This window comes from Halococcus saccharolyticus DSM 5350 (genome assembly GCF_000336915.1).
Classification (GTDB): Archaea; Halobacteriota; Halobacteria; order Halobacteriales; family Halococcaceae; genus Halococcus; species Halococcus saccharolyticus.
In genome coordinates this window covers 23218-41342 of the sequence record NZ_AOMD01000009.1, presented here as the reverse complement: position 1 = coordinate 41342, position 18125 = coordinate 23218, and the positions used below count along the sequence as shown (strand labels likewise).

General features: G+C 65.0%; 19 protein-coding genes and 1 pseudogene. 10 read left to right on the top strand and 10 right to left on the bottom strand.

Translation table 11 applies throughout. The features are described from left to right. The first annotated feature begins 77 nt into the window (after positions 1 to 77). The 5 genes and pseudogenes from C449_RS02200 (at position 78) to C449_RS02180 (ending at position 5566) form a co-directional block, all read left to right on the top strand. Positions 78 to 947, top strand: coding sequence for a hypothetical protein (locus C449_RS02200; RefSeq protein WP_006076248.1), 870 nt, complete (start codon positions 78 to 80; stop codon positions 945 to 947). A 346-nt stretch (positions 948 to 1293) separates the two neighbouring features. Then, on the top strand, positions 1294 to 2706 hold the full coding sequence (locus C449_RS02195; protein WP_006076247.1) for an aryl-sulfate sulfotransferase: 1413 nt from the start codon (positions 1294 to 1296) through the stop codon (positions 2704 to 2706). Positions 2707 to 2804: 98 nt separating this feature from the next. Beyond that, positions 2805 to 3686: a winged helix-turn-helix domain-containing protein gene (locus tag C449_RS02190; protein ID WP_006076246.1), complete on the top strand. Its 882-nt coding sequence runs from the start codon at positions 2805 to 2807 to the stop codon at positions 3684 to 3686. Positions 3687 to 3817: 131 nt separating this feature from the next. After that, on the top strand, positions 3818 to 4105 hold the full coding sequence (locus tag C449_RS02185) for a hypothetical protein (RefSeq protein ID WP_241430055.1): 288 nt from the start codon (positions 3818 to 3820) through the stop codon (positions 4103 to 4105). A 170-nt stretch (positions 4106 to 4275) separates the two neighbouring features. After that, positions 4276 to 5566 (top strand): annotated as a pseudogene (locus tag C449_RS02180) (RNA-guided endonuclease InsQ/TnpB family protein). Here the strand turns inward: C449_RS02180 and C449_RS02175 are convergent. Beyond that, complete coding sequence (locus tag C449_RS02175) at positions 5549 to 7720, bottom strand: AAA family ATPase (RefSeq protein WP_006076244.1); 2172 nt, start codon at positions 7718 to 7720, stop codon at positions 5549 to 5551. The pseudogene C449_RS02180 and the gene C449_RS02175 overlap by 18 nt on opposite strands. Before the next feature lie 79 nt (positions 7721 to 7799). Between C449_RS02175 and C449_RS18780 the strand changes: the two genes are divergently transcribed. The 3 genes from C449_RS18780 (at position 7800) to C449_RS02160 (ending at position 8662) form a co-directional block, all read left to right on the top strand. Further along, positions 7800 to 7934 carry a DUF7128 family protein gene (locus tag C449_RS18780; protein WP_006076243.1) on the top strand — a complete coding sequence of 45 codons (135 nt, stop codon included), beginning with the start codon at positions 7800 to 7802 and terminating at the stop codon, positions 7932 to 7934. 126 nt (positions 7935 to 8060) lie between these two features. After that, complete coding sequence (locus tag C449_RS02165) at positions 8061 to 8300, top strand: amphi-Trp domain-containing protein (RefSeq protein WP_006076242.1); 240 nt, start codon at positions 8061 to 8063, stop codon at positions 8298 to 8300. Continuing rightward, entirely contained in the window at positions 8300 to 8662 is a 363-nt protein-coding gene (locus C449_RS02160; RefSeq protein ID WP_006076241.1) for a hypothetical protein, read from the top strand. Before C449_RS02165 ends, C449_RS02160 begins: the two co-directional genes overlap by 1 nt. Before the next feature lie 101 nt (positions 8663 to 8763). On the opposite strand, the gene C449_RS02155 is transcribed toward C449_RS02160, so the two are convergent. Then, positions 8764 to 9246, bottom strand: coding sequence for a group I truncated hemoglobin (locus tag C449_RS02155; RefSeq protein ID WP_006076240.1), 483 nt, complete (start codon positions 9244 to 9246; stop codon positions 8764 to 8766). Between the two features lie 255 nt (positions 9247 to 9501). Continuing rightward, complete coding sequence (locus tag C449_RS02150; RefSeq protein ID WP_006076239.1) at positions 9502 to 9930, bottom strand: DUF5796 family protein; 429 nt, start codon at positions 9928 to 9930, stop codon at positions 9502 to 9504. 86 nt (positions 9931 to 10016) lie between these two features. On the opposite strand from C449_RS02150, the gene C449_RS02145 reads away from it, so the two are divergent. Continuing rightward, the gene (locus tag C449_RS02145; RefSeq protein ID WP_006076238.1) at positions 10017 to 10907 is read left to right on the top strand and encodes a shikimate kinase; all 891 of its coding nucleotides are present in this window, start codon (positions 10017 to 10019) and stop codon (positions 10905 to 10907) included. Continuing rightward, entirely contained in the window at positions 10865 to 11170 is a 306-nt protein-coding gene (locus C449_RS02140) for a chorismate mutase (protein ID WP_049913828.1), read from the top strand. Before C449_RS02145 ends, C449_RS02140 begins: the two co-directional genes overlap by 43 nt. A 100-nt stretch (positions 11171 to 11270) precedes the next feature. Here C449_RS02140 and C449_RS02135 read toward each other — a convergent pair whose 3' ends face one another. From C449_RS02135 to C449_RS02105, 7 genes are all read right to left on the bottom strand, one after another. Continuing rightward, positions 11271 to 11702, bottom strand: coding sequence for an ester cyclase (locus C449_RS02135; RefSeq protein WP_006076236.1), 432 nt, complete (start codon positions 11700 to 11702; stop codon positions 11271 to 11273). Between the two features lie 164 nt (positions 11703 to 11866). Further along, positions 11867 to 12655: a 5'/3'-nucleotidase SurE gene (surE, locus tag C449_RS02130; RefSeq protein WP_006076235.1), complete on the bottom strand. Its 789-nt coding sequence runs from the start codon at positions 12653 to 12655 to the stop codon at positions 11867 to 11869. 47 nt (positions 12656 to 12702) lie between these two features. Next, complete coding sequence (locus tag C449_RS02125) at positions 12703 to 13626, bottom strand: nucleoside hydrolase (RefSeq protein ID WP_006076234.1); 924 nt, start codon at positions 13624 to 13626, stop codon at positions 12703 to 12705. Between the two features lie 110 nt (positions 13627 to 13736). Continuing rightward, on the bottom strand, positions 13737 to 15149 hold the full coding sequence (locus tag C449_RS02120; protein ID WP_006076233.1) for a small ribosomal subunit Rsm22 family protein: 1413 nt from the start codon (positions 15147 to 15149) through the stop codon (positions 13737 to 13739). Continuing rightward, positions 15146 to 15952, bottom strand: a complete 807-nt coding sequence (locus tag C449_RS02115) for a prephenate dehydrogenase/arogenate dehydrogenase family protein (RefSeq protein WP_006076232.1) — start codon at positions 15950 to 15952, stop codon at positions 15146 to 15148. The genes C449_RS02120 and C449_RS02115 overlap by 4 nt, the downstream gene beginning before the upstream one ends. A 42-nt stretch (positions 15953 to 15994) precedes the next feature. Then, positions 15995 to 16795, bottom strand: coding sequence for a hypothetical protein (locus C449_RS02110; protein WP_006076231.1), 801 nt, complete (start codon positions 16793 to 16795; stop codon positions 15995 to 15997). 52 nt (positions 16796 to 16847) lie between these two features. After that, a complete protein-coding gene (locus tag C449_RS02105) occupies positions 16848 to 18011 on the bottom strand; it encodes a M24 family metallopeptidase (protein WP_006076230.1) in 1164 nt (387 codons plus the stop codon). Positions 18012 to 18125: the final 114 nt, after the last annotated feature.

Here is an 18125-nt window from a genome sequence, read left to right as displayed (position 1 = left end):
TGTTTGCGTAGGTAGAAACCTATGCATCGATATTCTCGGATCTATTCTATTTGCAGAGACGGTGTCCGAATCAGTATGTGGTAGAGAAAGACCCCTGGACAGATACGCTCGGATTCACAGACTTGGGCACTGCAGACCGTAAGAAGACGTTGGAAGAGGTGAAACGATTGATAGAGAATCTCGGAGACACTCACCCGGAAGTGTTTGATGACGAGGCAATCACTCCCCAAGACTATTCACGGGAACTTCGGGACGCCGTCTTCTCCCTTGGAGGAATGTATCGACAGGGCCACGGAGCAGACAACGAGGATGTCGTGCGTGACGTTTTCCTTGAATCTGCAGAGGAGCAAGGTCTACTAACGTACGTTGACCAGCGAGGGAGTGAGCGTATCGACTTCAAAGGGAGGCTGGATGATACTGGTGAATCCTTCGCGATGGACGTGAAGGGTGGTGAGGGCCAGTCCATCGGCCACCTATTAGTTCCGAGTAACACTGACGTGCTGATGCTATGGTCCGAGAGAAATGCACGAAACACAAAGTCACCGTCCTCACGTTTGAACGAGGTCATCAATAGAGCTGTCCGCTGGGGGTTCAACCAATCGCAGGACCCGAGCTATATGGTTATTCGAGACCCACCAGCAGGTGCCGTCACTAACGAGGGGAGCGTAATCCCTGATGTAGTCGTATTCCCCAAGCACTTCCCAACGCCAGGCAACCCTGATCCGCAACTTCCTGTACTTGACGACATCCACTTCGTCGAAATCCTATTTGATGTCCTCACAGGCATCAACGATATCGAAGACGACCGTATCTTGAAACACATCTGGTGGCATGATCTGAACTTTAGCGACGGACGAATCAACAAACGCATCTGGAATGCGTTCGACGAAAGTATCGAACTTCCAACACATTCGATCGACTTCTCGCGTATTTCAGACGTTGTGTAGCTCTTTACTCACTCACCGACGTATGACTTGACTCGCGCGGATTGTACCACGACAGAATCGTGGGCGACTCGAATCAACCATACGGGTAATGACAATCAGTACGCCTCCTTGCCCACAACCATGTGGAGGGCATAGTGCGCATCGTCGTTCGCGCATACGTTCAACAGCGCGTCACGGGATACACCGATGGCCAGCTCTGAAGGAGCAGCTCACGGGTCAACGATCGCGCTGTACGCCCGCTCTTGTGTACGTTCTAGCCAATCACCACGTAGCGGTCCCTATCGCGCTCTCGCCGTTGTCCCATCCGTTTCGCAACTGTTATTGTTCGATTCGGACATGATCTGGTATGGCCGATCTGCCGCCCCGTCGGTGGCTCGTGCGGGGGCTACTCGGGGCGATCGTGGTCTCGCTGTTGCTGTTCAGCGGCGTGCTGACGCTCTCGTACGAGGAGCCGACGCTCGAAGCCGACGTCACCGAATCCGCGCCGGAGGGCGATACGGTGGTCGCCAGCCAGGGCTGGAACGCACGCAACGTCTCGCTGCCCGGCCGCCCGGCCCGGCTCGTCTCGGTTAACGAATCGGGTGCCGTTGAGTGGACACACGACGGGCCGGACGGGGTCGATAACTGGTTTTACGACGTCGACCCGCTGCCGAACGGCAACCTGCTGGTCGTGAACCCGGTCCAGGGCAACACGGTGGTCTACGAGTACGATCCTCGTACTCAGAAACGGGTCTGGACCGAGCGGTTCGATCTCGTCGACATCCACGACGTCGATCTCATCAACGGCGACGAACTCCTCGTCGCGGGTATCAACTACGACGAGAATCGCCCGAGCCGGGATCGGGTGTTCGTCTACAACCGCACTGCCGACGAAGTCACGTGGAAGTGGCTGTTCAAGAACCACTACCCTGCCGACGCGGACAAGGGAGTCCGAACCGAGGACTGGACCCACGTCAACGACGTCGATGCGGTCCGTGACGGCGAGTTCCTCGTCTCGGTGCGCAACATGGATCAGGTGATCTCGATCAACCGTTCGACGAAAGATATCGAACTGCGCCTCGGTGCGGACGACGACCACGACACGCTGTACGAACAGCACAACCCGACCTACTTCGAAAGCGAGAACGGGACGCCGACGATCCTCGTGGCCGATTCCGAAAACGACCGGATCGTGGAGTACGCCCGCGTCGGCGGGCCGCCGGGCGAGGGCGAGTGGAAACGCACCTGGACGCTGACCGGCGATCTGAACTGGCCCCGTGACGCCGATCGCCTTCCCAATGGCAACACGCTCGTGGTGGACTCGATGAACCACCGGGTGATCGAGGTTACGCCGGCCGGCGAGGTGGTCTGGGAGATGGACGCACCGTGGGCCACCTACGACGCCGAGCGGATCGCTCACGGCGACGAGCCAGGCGGACCGACCATCACCGATCAGAACGCCTCGGGGAACGTCACGCTCTACGGCGGGAGCGAGACGGGCGTCTCCGGCGCGCCGACGATTCCGAGTGTGGTCAAGGGTGTGGTCGCGAAAACGCCACTGCCGGCCGGAGTCACGGGTCTCGCCGAGAGCTGGCGACGGGTTTCGCCGTGGTTCAAGCCGACGTGGATGCCGATCTGGGCGTTCTCGATCGTGGTGGTCTCGCTGGGCGTCCTGTTGGTCTGGGGTGTCGGCGAAGGAGTGTATCAGCGTCGGCGCATCCAGCGACGACTCGCGGGTTCACTCGGGAACGTCCGCCACCGGCTGGAGCGCGGTCGGTGACGTCAGGCTGGCGCGATACCGACCGTCGACGACAGGATCTCGTCGCTGCCGACCGACTCCCAGAGAAAGCTTTTACCCTCCCTGCCAGTAGTCCGCGTATGAGCAAGCCGGACATCCAGGAGTGTGTCGAGTGCGTCGCGCCGGCCGACGCGTTCGCGCTCATCGGGAACGAGACCCGGCTGAGCATCCTCGAAGCGCTCTGGCGCGCCGACGAGGAACCCGTGCGGTTTTCGACACTCAACGACGCGGTTGGGATGCGCGACAGCGCACAGTTCAACTACCACCTCGGGAAGCTCACCGACCAGTACGTCCGGAAGACCGACGAGGGCTACGAACTTCGGAACGCCGGTGCGAAGGTCGTCCGGGCGGTGCTCGCGGGCTCGTTCAACGAGCATCCGCGGCTCGAACCGTTCGCGATCGACGACGGCTGCACCAGGTGTGGCGAACCGCTCGTCGCGAGCTATACCGACGAGATGCTGGCGCTCGACTGCCCCGAGTGTGGCCGCGCCCACGGCGAGTACTCCTTCCCGCCTGGCGGGCTCCACGACCGCACCAACCCCGAAGTACTCGACGCGTTCGACCAGCGGGTGCGCCACCTCCACTGTCTCGCGAAGGACGGCGTCTGTCCCGAGTGCAGCGGCCGGATGCGTACCGAAATCTCGAAGGAGGGCGAGTGCTGTCTCGGGGTCGGACTCCGGGCGGATCACGTCTGCGAGCAGTGCGATCACAGCCTCTGCTCGGCGATCGGGCTGAGTCTGCTCGATCGCTCCCCCGTGGTGGCGTTCTACCGGGATCACGGGATCGACCTCGGGGCGACGCCGTACTGGCGACTCGACTGGTGTGTGAGCGACGATCACACCACCGTGCGCTCGACCGATCCGTGGAAGCTCGAAATCGACGTCGCACTCGGCGACGAACGACTCCGCGCGACCCTCGACGAGGACCTGGCGCTCGTCGACACCCGGCGCACCGACGCGTAATTGTCACGATCGTTTTGCCGCTTCGCGGTGTGCTCGACCCCGCTATCTACTGAAATCGAGTTCAGTAACACTCGTTACAGAAATTGTCTTCAGATTACACTTATTGGGGTAGGGACCGTGTCTCTACCTGTATGAGGCGACAAACGACTCGGCACGGGCGGACCGGGGAACCGCGGCTGGACAGACCGATCGGATGGGACGAGCTGGCGGTCGTGAGCGGGGTGGCGCTGCTCATCCCGGTACTGCTGTGGGCGATCACCTATCCGGTGCTCGCGGCGGGCATCGCCGCGTTCGTGGGTGGGACGTACGTGCTGGCACGGATCGGGGCGCGGCTCGTCCGGGAATCGTCCGGCGGCGAGACCGACGAAACTGGCGAAGCGGGCGGCGCGGGCGGTACGAGCGGTCGGGTGGCCGACTGAGAGAGCGAGCCGACCTCACACAAATACGGCGAGGATGCCCTTCCCTTTAGGGGTGGGAGGAATCGCGTAAACTGTGTCGTGGAAGGCCACAGCCGCCGGTTCCGCTGTTCCTGCTGTCTGACTCCCGACCAATACCCACTTAAACTAACTCATCTTAATGTGAAGTGTCGATGGAGATCCGCCGTACCGTCCCCGTCAAGCTCAACGTTCCCGACGAGCGGCGCAATGACCTCCACGAAACGGTTGACCAGTTCCTCTACTGCGCGAACCGTACGAGTGACTTCGCGTGGCACAACAGCTACCGCGACGAATGTGTTACGTCGAAGGCGAAAGCGGAGCGGGCGATGTACGACTCGCTCCGCGACGACACCGACCTGACGGCGAACCTCGTTCAGAAAGCCACTCGCCGCGCCATCGAAGCCGTCAAGTCCGGCGTCGATAGATGGGCGAAGCGAAAGCGTACTTCGTAACCCTTCTTCGACGCTCCGAGCGTCGTGTACGACAAGCGGAGTGCGACGTTCTACCGTGACCACGCTTCGCTTTCGACGGTCAACGGGCGCGTCGAATGTGAGTACGTCCTGCCGTGTGATACCGAGCGCGACACGCCCCACGCGAAGTACCTCTTGAACGGGGATTTTGAGTTCCGCACGAGTACGCTCCAGTACCGTGAACGGACGGATGAGTTCTACCTACACGTCGGCCTTCGTCAGTACGACAACGATGAGGATTCGACAACCACTGGGAACGGAACGGTTCTCGGGGTTGACCTCAACGTTGACGGGCATCTCGCCGTTACGTCCACCGGACTGTTCGGTGAATCGGCGGACTACATCAACCACCGACGACGGCAATTCGAGCAGGTGCGCGGCGACCTTCAGCAAACGGGTACGGAGTCGGCTTACGACACGTTACACCGCCTCAGCGGCCGCGAATGGCGATGGGTCGAAGACCTGTTGCACCGCGAATCGAAAACACTCGTCGCCGAAGCCGTCAAGCACGGTTGCTCGACCATCGCGTTCGAGGACTTGACCGACATCCGCGACCGCATGGCGAACGCCAAGAAGTTCCACGCATGGACGTTCCGGCGACTGTTCGACTATACGGCGTACAAGGCCGAAGAACGTGGTATCTCGGTCGAGCAAATCAACCCAGCGTACACTTCGCAACGGTGTTCGCGGTGTGGAACCACGCTTTCGGAGAACCGTGACGGCGACTCTTTTTCCTGCCGGAAGTGCGGCTACGAACTCCACGCCGACTACAACGCGGCGAAGAACATCGCTCGCAAACACGTCCGTTCCGGGCAGAAGTCTCGGGATGGATGGGCCACCCGTCAGTTGGCCCTGAAGTCGGGGATGCTTTCCGCAAACGGTTCGTTTGAACCTGCCGAACCCGTCAGCGATGGCGCACCGGCTGAAGCGGGCGTCCACCGACAAGCCCACGAGTTTACTCGTGGGTAGCTGACTCGAAGGTCGGCTCGACGGACTCGCGTGCGGCTTCGAAGTGTTCTTCCGTGATACGGATTTCGTCGGCGTGCGTTTCGGCCTCCTCGGGATCGTACGCACCCGCGATCTCGCGGATCGCACGCATCGAGGCCGATCGACAGAGCGCCTCGATATCCGCGCCGGAGTAGCCCACGAGATCGGCGGCCAGCGCGTCGAGATCGACGTCGTCGGCGACCGGCTTCTCGCGGGTGTGGACGCCGAGGATCGCGCGTCTGGCGGCCTCGTCAGGCGCGGGGACCTCGACGTGGGACTCGATCCGGCCTGGGCGGAGGAGTGCGGGATCGATCGCGTCCCGGCGGTTGGTGGCGGCGAGCACCATCAGATTGGGGTTCTCCGCGAGCCCGTCGATCTCGGTCAGGAGCTGGGAGACCACCCGCTCGGTGACTTCGTGTTTCTCGCCGCGCCCGCCAGCGATCGCGTCGATCTCGTCGAAGAAGACGATCGCGGGCGCGGCCTGGCGCGCCCGATCGAACACCTCACGGACTGCTTTCTCACTCTCCCCGACGTAGCGATCGAGGATCTCGGGGCCCGCGACCGAGATGAAGTTGACGTCGCTCTCGCCGGCGAGCGCGCGGGCGAGCATCGTCTTCCCGGTGCCGGGCGGCCCGTAGAGCAACACGCCGGCGGGCGGATCGGTCGCGGCCGCTTCAAATAGCGCACCGTACGAGAGCGGCCACTCGACCGCCTCGGTGAGGGTCTGTTTCGCGGCGTCGAGCCCGCCGACATCCTCGAACCCCACGTCAGGAGTTTCGGCGACGTACTCGCGCATCGCGGAGGGGTCGACGGCCGCCATCGCGCGCTCGAAATCCGCCCGCGTGACGTCGAGTTCGTCGCGCTCGTCGCGGCCCCGGAGCGCGGCCATCGCGGCCTCGACCGCGAGCGATTCGAGGTCCGCCCCGACGAACCCGTGGGTCCGGCCGGCGAGCCGATCGAGCGAGACGTCCTCGGCGAGCGGCATCGAGCGGGTGTGGACGTCGAGGATCTCGCGTCGGCCCACCTCCCCTGGCACGCCGATCTCTATTTCCCTGTCGAACCGGCCGCCCCGCCGGAGTGCGGGATCGATCGCGTCGACCCGGTTGGTCGCGCCGATCACGACCACTCGGCCCCGATCCTCCAGCCCATCCATCAGCGTCAGTAGCTGGGCCACCACCCGGGTCTCCATGTCGGCGTCGTCGCCGCGCGCGCCGCCGATCGAATCGATCTCGTCGATGAACACGACGGCGGGCTCGTTCGCGGCCGCGGCGTCGAACGCTTCGCGGAGCTTCTCCTCCGACTCACCTTTGTACTTCGAGACGATTTCCGGTCCCGAGATGGTCGAGAAGTGGGCGTCGACCTCGCCTGCCACCGCCCGCGCGATCAGCGTCTTCCCGGTTCCGGGCGGCCCGTAGAGCAGCACGCCGGAGGGTGGATCGATCCCCAGCTCCTGGAACAGTTCGGGCTCGGAGAGGGGGAGTTCGATCATTTCTCGCACTTGATCGAGTTCGTCGTCGAGGCCGCCGATGTCCTCGTAGGCCACCCGGGGCGCGCCGTCGCCGCCGGTCGTGTCGGTCGCGGGAGCCGTCCCTGCGTCACCGGTGGCCCCCGTCTGGGCAGGCTCGCTCGACGCCGCGCTCCCGCTGCGGGTCGTGACCCGCGTCTCCCGCGTCACCCGAACGGTGCCCTCCGGGCGTGTTGCGGTGATCGAAAAGGCCGTCGGTCCGAGGCGCTCGATCCGGAACTGCTCGCCCGCCTTGATCGGGCGATCGAGCAGTGCACGTTTGATCAGCGCCGCGAGATCGTCGGCTGCGGCGTCGACCGATCCCGGAACGTCGATCGTGATCCGATCGGCGTCGGCGACCGACACCGGTCGGACACGGACCGTATCACCGACGTTCACGCCGGCGTTGGTCCGGGTATCGGCGTCGATCCGGACTGCATCGCCGGCGAGATCGCCCCCAGCGGGCCAGACCTTCGCCACGGTGGCGTGTTCGCCAACGACTACGACGGTGTCGCCGCTGAGGACGCCCAGCGAGCGCCGCGCGGATTCGGGGAGTCGCGCCACCCCCCGTCCCGCGTCGCGTTTCTGTGCGCCAGACACCGTGAGTTCGACGCCGTCGTCGTCCGCACCGGACATACTGCGGCTTGTGGACCGACCGTCTTCAGCGTTCCCACCCGGAGTAACGTATTTGATGGTCGGCGACCGAAATCACGACATGGTGGTCGAAACCGAGCGCGACGGCACGACGTGGTACGAGTGCGAGGAGTGCGGGCTCATGTTCGACGACACCGAGGACGCGACACAGCACGAGTCGAACTGCGACGCCGAGGACCCGAGTTACATCCAGTAACGGCCGGATTCCTGAATCCCGCCTGTTCGGCCGATCGCGTCGTCGTTAGGTCGTGTCGGGAGCGATATTCGATTACCACTATTAATCGGCGTAATACTTAATCCGAATCGTCGCGTAGTCGGGAGTATGGCGGAAAAGAACATCGACGAGGACGAACTCGACCGGACCGAGGCCGCCGACCGCCTCCGCGAGATCGCGGACGATCTCGAATCGGGCGAGGATTTCGACGTCGATATCGGCAACAAGACGATCTCGCTTCGTCCGCCCTCGGTCATCGGCTTCGAGGTCGGGGCACGGGAGAGTTCCTCGATCCTTCGTGGCCGTCGTGAGTCGGTGACGATCACGATGGACTGGAGGCCGGACTGATGGCGGTCCTCGACAGCGTCATCTTCTTTCTCCTCAGTCTGATCCTCGGGACAGTAGGAATTTACGCCGGGGTTCGACTCGTCGCCGACCGTGACGTCGGCTACGTCAACGCCGCCATCACGGCTCTGATCGGCGCGCTAGTGTGGGGTTTGGTGAGTTTCTTCGTCGGCTGGATCCCGCTTCTCGGGCCGTTGCTGATGCTCGTTATCTGGATCGGCGTCATCAACTGGCGCTATCCCGGCGGCTGGGTCGCCGCGGCCGGGATCGGTCTCGTCGCATGGGTCGTGGTCTTCATCGTAGCGTACGTGCTCGCGACGGTCGGGTTCGTCACGCCGGACGCGCTCGGCGTCCCCGGAATCTGAACCGCCCGACGGCCTCTCCTTCCTCCGATCGGTCCGCTACTCCTCGGCGTTCTGCTGGACGTCCGATCGTGCAACGATGTGCTCGATACCACCGGTCGTCGCTAGTAGGAAGTCGGACTCTCGACGAAGTCCGGGATTTCGTCCTCGTCGTAGTCGCGGTCGGCGACCACCATGTCCCGGTAGCTCTCGATGATCTCCATGAACTCCGCTTCTTCCTCTTCAGGCACGCCCACCTGATGGAGGCTCTGTCGAATCGACGTGGCGACGATATCGAAGTCGTGTTCGCTGACATCGAGATCGGCGTGTGCTTCGTCCATGTCGCGGCCCGGATAGATCTCCGGGCCGCCGGTTGCCTCGATGGACCACGCCGTCACGAGGTACTTGAAGCCCGCCTTCCCGCCCTCCTCGTGGAACTCCTGCACCGCGGGGTTCTGGTTGGCGGCGTCGTTCTCGTACAGTCGATCGACCAGATCGTCTACCGCTCCAGCAATGCCGTACGCACCCCCGAGGCGCTCGTACAACGATTCTCCGCCGTCGGTCTCCGACGCCCCCGGTTCGATCTCCGTAGTCTCTGGTTCGGACACGGCCCTGATTCGCGCCGGTATATAATAATTATTCTGCGGGTTTGCTCCGCCGACGCATTACCGTGGTTGTGTTTATCTATCAATGCACGGTGTGATCGGCAGACTTCCGCCAGTAACGACTGCCGGAGCCATAATAGATCGGTCCGGTCGAACGTCATCGGAACCGAAGTTGTTCGAGAACAACGTCTTTCGGGTAAATACATACCCTCGAATCTGTATGACGCGAACACACGGCTCTCGAAGCCGTTCGACGGGTCACTCGCTCTCGACGATCTCGAAGGATCGTTCGCCCATGTCGTCTTCCTCGAAGACGAACACTCGGCCACGGGCGGTCTCGGGGTCGGCGTCGACGATCGTTCGATAGCCCGTCTCGTGGACGCTCACGCCCGGGAACAGCGTGGTCTCCTCGTCCTGATCCAGCAGGACGCGTCCCACGCCCGTGTCCGCGATGATCGAGTCGGCGGTCGTCCGGTCGTTGACGTAGACCAGTACACCTTCGGTTTCGGTGGGATCGGTGACGAGGACGTGGACCTCCTTGCCCGGTGCGGTCGTGAGCTCGCCGGTGACCGTCTCGGGAACGCCGCCGTAGAACACCTCGCGGCCATCGGTGTACTCCACCACGATCCCAGCATCGGTGAGATCCACTGGAAGGGTATCCGGCGAGAACTCGCTGCGCTGGCTCATGCGGACAGTAGCGACGCCACCAGCAAAAGCGACGTGCTCGAACGCCGACCGGCAGCGGTAAGTGCGACTGTCCGGGAGCCTTCCACATGCACGGACGTGCGAGCGCGCCGGCTGCGGGCACGATCGTGAACGCGCTCGCCACCGGTTGCGGCGCGGCGTTCGCCATCGATCGCGAGACAGCCGCGACGGTCGAACTCCACGACGAAGGGGGTGTCACCGGTGAGATCGACGGCGCACCGGACGCCGACACCCGGCTGATCGAGCGGTGCGTCGAACTCGTTATCGCGGAGTACGGTGACGGTGAGGGGGGGCACGTCCACACCGAAAGCGAGGTGCCGATGGCTGCCGGCTTGAAGAGTTCGAGTGCTGCGGCGAACGCCACCGTGTTGGCGACGCTCGACGCGCTCGGCGTGGCGATCGACGACGGCGAAGGACACACACCGGACGGCAGCACGGTGGCAGTATCGCGCGAGAGGGCCGCCAGGCTCGGCGTACGCGCCGCCCGCGAGGCTGGCGTCACTGTGACGGGTGCGTTCGACGACGCGAGCGCGAGCATGCTCGGTGGTGTCACCGTCACGGACAACACGAGCGACGAACTCCTCGCGCGCGAGACGATCGCGTGGGACGTTGCGGTGTGGACGCCCGACGAGCGCGCGTTCAGTGCCGACGCCGATACCGCGCGGTGCGAGCGGGTCGCACCAGTCGTGAGGGTGGCGACCGATCTCGCGCTCGCCGGCGAGTACGAGCGGGCGATGACCGTGAACGGTCTCGCGTTCTGTGCGGCGCTCGACTTCCCGACCGAGCCGGCGATCACTGCACTCGGGAGCGTCGAAGGGGTTTCGCTCTCCGGGACCGGCCCGAGCTACGTCGCGGTCGGCGACCGATCCGGAGTCGAGAAGGTACAAGAGGCGTGGGACGAGTACGAGGGACATACATGGCTGACGACGACCCGGACCGACGGTGCATGGACGGGATGAGCCTCGACGAGCTGCGGGCGGAGATCGAGTCCATCGACCAGGAACTGGTCGAACTCATTGCGCGACGCACGTACGTCGCCGAGACGGTCGCCGATGTCAAGCGCGAGCGCGACCTTCCGACGACCGACGAGCGACAGGAGGAACGCGTGATGGAACGCGCCGGCGAGAACGCCCAACGCTTCGGCGTCGACGACAACCTCGTGAAGGCGACTTTCCGGCTGCTGATCGAACTCAACAAGGTCGAGCAGCGCGACAACCGATGACGCCGACCGCCGTCCGTCACAGCAGCAATCGGCGAACGTAGCGTCATTCCCTTCGGTCGAGCGCGAACTCGACCCTCACGGAGAGACCGCGAGTGAGAAGTCAGATCCGCAGATGTGCGGGCGGATCGACGACTTCGAGCTGTTCGAGCAGACCGAGCCGATCCTCTTCGAGCCAGATCTCCGCGATCTCGTCGCCGTCGATCCGGTAGGTGGCCATCCCGGTCCACTCGGCCGTGTGGCCCGTCGGCTCGACGTCCCGATACTCGCCCGTGTGAGTCCCGCTGACCGTGTATCGGACGGCGACCGTATCGTCTTCTGCGATCACGGCGTCGGTCGTCCCCGAGTAGTCCGGGAACGTCTCGAAATGTGCGTCGAGGTACGCGAGGATCTCCTCGTGGCCGTGCAGCTCCTCCTGCGCCCCGTGCTCGACGACGTCCTCTGCGAGGAGTTCCGAAAGTGTGTCCTCGTCCCGCTCGTTGAACGCGTTCAGATAGCGCCGGACGAGTTCCGTGTTTGTTTCTGTCGTTGACATTGTCTCGCCTCCGTCGCGCTCCGTTCGACGCCACCACCCATCGCTCGTTGGCCTCGTCGGGAGTGCGTACGGACTTCGATGGCTACCACAATAATCGTTACCGTGGATCATGATTGCTTTGACCGAGACGATCACCGGGAACGTCGAGCGGGGCCGGTGTCGATTCACCCGCCGTCGCCGTACGCCGCACACACCGCATCGAGCGTGTCGTGGTGTTCGGTGGTGTGGGGTGCGGTCAACGGCGAGATGCTCACCCGACCCTCGACCACCGCACGGCGGTCGGTGCCTTCCGGGTCGGGGACGTCGCCTTCGTCCATGCGCTGCCAGATGTGATCGCTGAGGGTGATGGTCGAACCGTCGCGGACGGCGTCCATCTCGTAGACCGTCGAGGGACGGGTGGTCTCCATCGCGGCGCGATCGCCGGTCGCGCGCTCGGGGATCGGCGCGTTCACGTTGAGGTAGTCGGCGTGCTCGAACACGCCGTTGCCGGTGGCGTTGTCGACGAGGTGTGTCGTCGCCCGAATCGCCTCGCCGTACTCGGCCTCGCGGGCGGCGTACTCCCGGAAGTCGATGTCGCCGCCGGGGATGTAGAGCGAGACCGCGATCGCGGGCACATCGAAGAAGGTTGCCTCGACCGCGGCGCTGACAGTACCGGAGCGGCCGAGGACGTACTCGCCGAGGTTCGCGCCCTGGTTGCAGCCCGACACCACGAGATCGATGTCGGGACAGAGCGAGCCGACACCCACCACCACGCAGTCGGCGGGTGTCCCGTCGACCGCATAGCCCAACTCGTGTTCCTCGACGGTGACGCGGTTCGAGAGGGTGCGCCCGACCGCGCTCTGGTCGTCGGCGGGCGCGACGACCGTGACCTCACAGGCTTCGTCGAGGGCCTCGTAGAGCACCTGGAGGCCCGTGCTCTCGATCCCGTCGTCGTTCGTCAGGAGAACGTGCATGCGCCGCATCCGGGCGGGGGTCGCAAAAGCGCACCGGCGAGGCCCGACTACAGCCCGCGAATCCCGTCGACGATCCGATCGCGGTGGGTCGCCTCGTCGACGTCGAGTGCGACCTGCGTGTTCGGAAGGTCGTCGGTCGCCCCATCGATGTCGGGCGCGATCGCCCCACGGAAGGGGCCGTCGCCAGTGCCGACTGCGACCGGTACCTCCCGGTAATCGAGCACGTCGTCGAGGATGTCGACGATCACGGTCGCGTCGTGGATCGCTTGGTCGCCAGCGAGCGCGCCATCGCGGATCGCATCGATCTCGCTGTACCCGAGCCACGCGCCGAGCGTGCGCTGGGGCTCGTCTTCCGCCACGAGTTCCTCGATCGTCGCAACCGGAATCGTCGCTGCCTCGGTGACGTCGAGGCCGACCACCTTGGGCGTCGCGCCACGGAACACCCGAGAGACGGCCTCGGGATCGACGTAGAAGTTGAACTCCGCCGCCGGGGTGACGTTGCCGGGACACAGCGCCGCACCGCCCATCAGGTAGATGTCGTCGACGGTCGCGGGGAGGTCCTCGTCGATCGCGATCGCGGTCGCGAGGTTGGTCTGGGGGCCGATCGCGACGATCGTGAGGTCGTCGCCGTACTCGCGGACGCGGTCGCGGATGAACTCGACGCCGTGCTGGCTCACGGGCTCGCTCGTCGGTTCGGGCGGGTTGCCGGTGATCCCTTCCGGCCCGTGGATCTCTTCTGCGGTTTCGAGGTCGCGACACAGCGGACCGGCGCAGCCACGCGCCACGGGCACGTCGGTTCGATCGAGGAGTTCGAGGATCGCGAGCGCGTTGTGCGTGGTGTTTGCGACGGTAGTGTTGCCGGCGACGGTGCTCACGCCGACGACCTCGATCTCGTCGCTCGCGAGCGCGAGCGCGAGCGCGACGGCGTCGTCACAGCCGGGATCGGTATCGAAGAGGACCTTCTGGGTCATGTCCCGCTCTCGTGGGCGATCGGTAAATACTGTGGGACGGAACCCGTTTCACTCGGATGCAACCAGCGAACGTTCCTGCGTCCTGGCACAGCCACCGACTGCACAGCACGTCATACGGGAATCCGGTCGACGACCGTCTCGCCGTCGACCACGAGGTTGTAGGCCTCCTCGTCGTCGTTCCAGAGCAAGAGACCGTTCTCGAATCGCAATAGTGCACCGTACTCCGCTGCCAACAGGTCACGATTGAGCGCCGACTCGCGCACGCAGACCGCGTAGTGGTCGGTTCGTTCGCTGCCGTCGCTGATCTTGAACAGCGGGTTGTCGCCCGCCGCGAGCGAGTGGCTGAGTTTCGCGGCCACGAGATCGACTCGTTCGGAGACGTGGCCCTCCGATTCGGCCATCTTCGCCGTACGGTTTGCGTCGGGCGTGAACTCGATCCGTCGCCGGCCGTCGGTGCGGAGTATCGAGGAGGAGTACTGGACATCGACGTTCACGAACTCGCCTGGCTCGGCGTCGGGACCGCTCGCTGCCTCGTCGAGGCGGCGTTGAAACGGTGGCACGGCGAGATCGGATTGCACGTCGAACGACCAGCCGCGGTCGGCCGGCGCATGGCCTGGCCACAGCCGCACCGACGGCGCGTAGATCGTCGCCGACCCCTCGTCGGCCACGCTTCGCTCGACCTCCCGAAGACCGATCGACGTCTCGCGGTCGGCGGGGGCGAGTGCGACCAGCGAGCCATCCTCGCTGAGCGCATCGAGCGCGCGCTCGACGATTTCGATCGGTTCGTCGAGCTCGCTCAGCACGTTCGCCGCCAGCACGAGATCGTACTCGTCGTCGAACGCGAACTCCTCTATCGAGGTGCGGTGGATCGTCGGACGGAAATTCCTCCCAGTCCCGTCGAGCAGCGCGTCGAGCACGTCGGCGGCGGGACTCGGCTCGACTGCGTGATACTCGACGAGCGCGTCGTCGGGGAGGAGATCGGCGAGTCCGAGGGCGGGACCGCCGACGCCAGCGCCCACGTCGAGAACGCGCAGCCGGCGGGACAGTAGCCCGTCGGCGGCGAGATCGGCGAGCACGTACTGGATCGCGGCGTAGTAATCCGGGAGGTGGTAGATCGCGTACGCGAGCGCCGTCTCGGTGTCGTACTCTACCGGTGCACCCGCGAAATACGACTCCTTGAACGCCCGGATGCGCTCACGGAGGCCGTCGCCGGATTCACCATCGGGCCATCCCGGCCCGTACCGCTCGACCAGCATGTCTTCGAGCCGCCTGGCGTGGGACTCGGGAAAGCGCTCGACACCCTCGAAGTCGAGAGCGATCGGCTCTGCGGAAACTGGAACGAAGGTCCCGTCCGCCCGCTCGACGAGTCCGAGATCGACCGCCGACTCGCGGAGCACGGTCCGAACGACGGCGGGGTGGGGCTGGCCGTCGACGTACTCGTGGATCTCCTCGGGATCTACGGGTCTGACCTCACGGAGGTACTTCGCGTTCGAGCGGATCGCCTCGCGCTGCTCGTCGTTCATCGCTCGACCTCACGGCCGCCGGCCGGATCGTCGCCCGGTTCGTCGTCCGACTCCCCAGCGCGTGCGTCGCGTGCCTCGCGGTAGAGCTGCTCGAACTCCTCGCCGTCGGCGTCGACGATCCGCTCGGCCGCGGCGGCGACCGCTTCCGCGCCGTCGAACGCAGTTTGAATCTCGCCGTAGACACCTGGTGAGCCCGAGAGAACTTGCTCGGCGAGCGCATCGAGCGGACCGGAGATCGGGGTGTGGAACTCCTCACGAACGTCCTCGGCGGCGAGCGCGTAGGCGAGCACTGCGGCGTGGGTGCGGGCTTGTACCGTGGCCATCGCCTCGTCGTGTTCGGCGGGTGTGGTTTCGAAGAGATCGTTCTCGACCGCGAGCGCCGTGCGGATCTCGTCGGTCACCGGACCGAGCGCGTCGGCGACCACGGCAATGGTGCCTGGCGCGTTCTCGGGTGCGAACAGCGGGTGGACGCTCATCCGCTCGCGGTCCGCGGCGTGTTCGGCCATTGCCGCCACGGGAGCGGCCATCACTCCCGTGACGTCGAGTATCGCGCGGTCGGCTTGCAGGGCGTGCACGGCGATGCGTTCCTCGATCGCCGAGATCGGGACCGCGAGACAGACCGCATCGAAGTGCTCGTCGCTGTCGAGTGGTATCGTCCGTCCGTCGATTGCGTCGGCAGCGGCGGTTGCGGCGTCGGAATCGGCGTCGGTGAAGGCGACATCGGTGTCCGCCGCTCGTTCCGCAATGACGGTCTCGGCGAACCACCGACCCATCGTGCCCGCGCCGACGACGAGTAGTTTCATTGCTCGCCGTTTCCTGGCGGGCGGCAAAAGCCTGTCCGACCGCTATCCGAGCCGCTCGCGCAGCGTCGATTCGACGGTGTCGGGGTCCCCGATAGCGGCGAGCGAACACCGGAACGGGATTGGCCACGGCAGGCGGCGATGAATCGTCAGTACGCGGTCGGACCGCGTGACCGAGCGGAGCCGCCCGAGCGGGACGAACACCCCGTTCATCGTCCCCGAGGTGTGTACCACGAGACCGGTCTCGAAAAGCGTGTATCGTCGCTCGCGGCCCGTGAAGGCCGCGTAAGCGATGAACACGCCGCCAAACGAGGTGAGGAACGTCGTTTCGGTATCGAATTCGAGGCTGATCATGAAGCTGCCAACGATGAACGCCACGGCACCGACGAACAACAGCGTCCGGACGCCCCATTTGTAACGGGCGTCGGGCTCGGCGGTCCACTCGGCGAGAACGCGCTCGTGCTCGCGGACATGAGCCACGTAGCGGCGCATCGCCACGACGGCCACGAACAGTCCGGCAACTGCGAGCGGGAGCAGATACTGGAGCCACAGAAGAGTCGTTTCGAAGGAGATGACGCCGAACGAAGCTCCGACCATGACGGCCAGCAGGGGAGCCGTCGGAGCAAACACGAGCGCGGAATGGAGGCGGCGTTCGACCAGCCACACGACGGGATTCGTCCGAGTTGCTGCGATGCTGGAACCGACAAGCAGGGCGGCGATAGCAGCCACGAACGGCAGCCGGGTGAGGAGGCCTCGCCCGGTCACCGCGGCAGCGGTGACGAGCGCGACCGTCCCCACGTAGACACCGAGCGCGAGATCGAACGCGTCGATCGGCGGGCGGCGCATGTCCTCTCCAAAAGTCACGCGGCTGAAAATATTGGCGGTCGAAGTTGACCCGTTACTCGACCCGGAGCGCCTTCGGGTAGTCGGTCAGGTTCTCGTAGCCGTCCTCCGTGACGACCACGAAATCCTCGATCCGCACGCCGCCGACATCGGGATCGTAGAGCCCCGGTTCGACCGTGATGACGTTGCCGGGTTCGAGTTCCTCACCCTCGAAGCTCAGGCTCGGCATCTCGTGGACCGCGAGCCCCACGCCGTGGCCCGTCCCGTGGATGAACCCTGTCTCGGTCTCGGGATCTGCTCTGAGCGTGGGCTCGCCGGCGTCCTCGTAGACGTCACAGACCGCGTCGTGGACCTCGGCTCCCGTCGCGCCCGGTTCGACGACGTCGAGTGCCGCCTCGAAGGCGTCCTCGGTGAGATCGTACCACTCCTCGATCGCCTCGCTCGGCTCGCCCTTCACGAACGTTCGGGTCATGTCGGCGTGATAGCCCGTATCGTTGTCCTGCGGGAAGATGTCGACGATGACCGCCTCGCCTGGCGCGATCGGGCCGCTGCCGCGGTCGTGGGGATCGGCGGCGTCCGCACCGCTCGCGACGATAGTTTCGGAGAGCGCACACCCCTCGTGGAGGAGGGTGGTCTCGATTTCGGTCTTCACGCGCTCGGCGGTGAGCGTCTCGCCGTCGTGGACGAGCCGGTTGCCCTCGATCGTGGCCTCGCGCAGGAGCTCCTCGGCGGCGGCCATCGCGCGCTCGTTGGCGCGCTGCGCACTACGGACGTGGTCGATCTCCTCGTCGGTCTTCACGGCTCGGATGTCGGTGAGGACCCCCGCGCCGTCGTCCTCGCTGGTCACCGCGACGTCGCGCTCGCGGAGATCGTCGGCGACCCCGACCGGGAAGCGCGGCGGGACGAGGACGGACGAGACGTCGTGGTCTTCGAGGAACGCCGCGAGCACCTCGCCGGCGGCCTCCCGGCTGCCGGCCCCCTCGGTGTAATCGCTGTGGCGTGCGACGGTGTCGGCCCGGCTCGCGGTCTTCGCGCGGCCGTATTCGAGCGCCGAGACCAGGAGGTGTGTGTCGCCGTCGTAGAGGGTCACGAAGGGGTCGGGCGCGTCGAACCCGGCGAGGTAGCGCTGGTCCGGTACATCGGAGTCGGCGTCGAGAAGATAGCCGTCGACGCCGGCCCCGTCGAGCGCTTCGTCGAGCGTGGAGAGGTCTGGGTCCATGGTCGACCCTCGCCAGGCGCGAACAAAACGGTAGTGCTTCGGCAACACTCGACCTGAGGGCGCGATTATTGTCGTGGATGTGTCGGTCGGGACACATCCGCTCATTGGGGTGGC